2 protein-coding genes are annotated in these 2083 nt (G+C 68.9%); both read left to right on the top strand.

Going from position 1 to position 2083, the window contains the following annotated elements; genetic code table 11:
* Positions 1 to 238 (top strand): non-reducing end alpha-L-arabinofuranosidase family hydrolase (locus tag SM452_RS30280; protein ID WP_463841195.1); only part of this gene is annotated, 238 nt, incomplete at its 5' end.
* A 28-nt stretch (positions 239 to 266) separates the two neighbouring features.
* Positions 267 to 1991, top strand: coding sequence for a cellulose binding domain-containing protein (locus SM452_RS30285; RefSeq protein ID WP_463841213.1), 1725 nt, complete (start codon positions 267 to 269; stop codon positions 1989 to 1991).
* The last annotated feature ends 92 nt before the right edge of the window (positions 1992 to 2083 follow it).

The following is a 2083-nucleotide window of genomic DNA, read 5'->3' on the forward strand; positions in this document are numbered from 1 at the left end:
CGGCTCCTGGACCCCGCAGGCCGCCACCGAGTCCAACCCGTTCGCCGGCAAGGCCAACAGCGGCGCCACCTGGACCAACGACATCAGCCACGGCGAACTGATCCGCACCACCGCGGACCAGACCTTCACCGTCGACCCCTGCAACCTCCAACTGCTCTACCAGGGCCGCTCCCCCAACTCCGGCGGCGACTACGGCCTCCTGCCCTACCGGCCCGGACTGCTCACCCTCCAGCGCTGAGCCGGCCGATCGAGGAGAGAGAGGTCCGATGAGAAGGCACAGAACGACCCGTACCGCGGTGTTGTCGGCCGGGGCCGTCCTGCTGGCGTCGACCGCGATGGCCGCGGCGCTGCCGGCCGGGGCGGCGGCCGCCGGCTGCGCGGTCACCTACGCCGTGTCGTCGCAGTGGCAGGGCGGCTTCGGCGCGAACGTCACGGTCACCAACCTCGGTGACCCGGTCAACGGCTGGACGCTCACCTGGTCCTACGCCGCCGGCCAGACCGTCACCCAGGCGTGGAACGCCACGGTGACCCAGAGCGGCGCGGCGGTCAGCGCCCGCAACGTCGACTACAACGGGTCCATCCCCACCAACGGCAGCACGTCGTTCGGCTTCAACGGGGCCTGGACCAGCAGCAACCCCGCACCGACGAGCTTCGCGCTCAACGGGGTGACCTGCACCGGTGGCACGACGACGCCGACCACGTCGCCGTCCACCTCCCCGACGAGTTCGCCCACCACCTCGCCCAGCAGCCCGCCGCCCACCGGGGCGGCGGACATCACCGTCAACACCACCAGCCGCTACCAGACCATCGACGGGTTCGGCGCCGCGGTGTCGATCTGGGGCGGCGCCTGGTCGACGGCCGAGACGCAGACGCTCGTCGGGCTCGGCCCCAACCAGCTCGGCCTGTCCATCGTGCGTACCGGCATCTCGCCGGTGTCCGGCGAGTGGGGCACCCAGGTCAGCGCGCTGCGGACGGCGAAGTCGTACGGGTCGAACGTGAAGATCATGGCGTCGCCGTGGACCGCCCCGGCGGCCTGGAAGACGAACAACAGCCGGATCAACGGCGGCAAGCTGCGCACCGACTACTACGACGACTACGCAGGCCACCTCAACAGCTACGTCCAGTACATGCGCAACCAGGGCGTGACGATCGACGTCACGTCCGTGCAGAACGAGCCGGACTGGCACCCGGACTACGACTCGATGGACTGGAGCGGCACCGAGCTGCAGACCTTCTTACGGGAGCAGGGCGCCAAGGTGCAGAACACCAAGCTGATGGTCGCCGAGGCGGTGAACCTGAACTACGGCTACACCGACCCGACGCTCAACGACGCGGCGGCCCGCAACAACATCGGCTACATCGGCGGGCACCTGTACGGCACCGAGGCGTCCGGCCGGCTGAAGCCGTACACGCTGGCGCAGCAGTACAACAAGCCGGTGTGGATGACCGAGTGGAACCTGCACGAGGCCGACGGCGGCGGCTCCAACATCTGGGGCAACCCGGCCAACGCGGCGGCCTGGAACGAGACGCTCGACGACATCATGCGCACCGTGCACAAGTCGATGGAGTCGAACTGGAGCGCGTACGTCTGGTGGTACGGCAAGCGCTACTACTCGTTCATCGGTGACGGCGAGTCCGCGTACGGCACCGTGGCGGGCGCGCCGCTCAAGCGGGGGTACGCGTTCTCGCAGTACGCGAAGTACGTGCGGCCCGGCTACCAGCGGGTCGCCCTGACCAAGAGCTCGAAGGCGTCGCCGCTGGAGGTGACCGCCTATTCCGGCGACGGGAAGGTCACGCTGGTGATCCTCAACCGGTCGACCAGCGCGGTGAACAACGCGATCATCCAGGCGCCGCAGAACGTCAGCCGGGCCGAGTACGTGGCCACGTCGCAGAACGCCAGCGCGGCGAGCCAGCCGGTGGGCGTGAACGGCAACCAGGTGACTGTGAGCGTCGGCGCGCGGAGCATCTCCACCGTCGTGCTCACCCTCTGACAGTGATGATGTGGGAGCGGGTCACCCGGCCGGTCTGACTCACCCTCTGACTGACCGTGGTGTCTTCTAGGGGATTCGTCGGCTTGTCCGGG

The organism is Micromonospora sp. SYSU B005 (assembly GCF_055362685.1).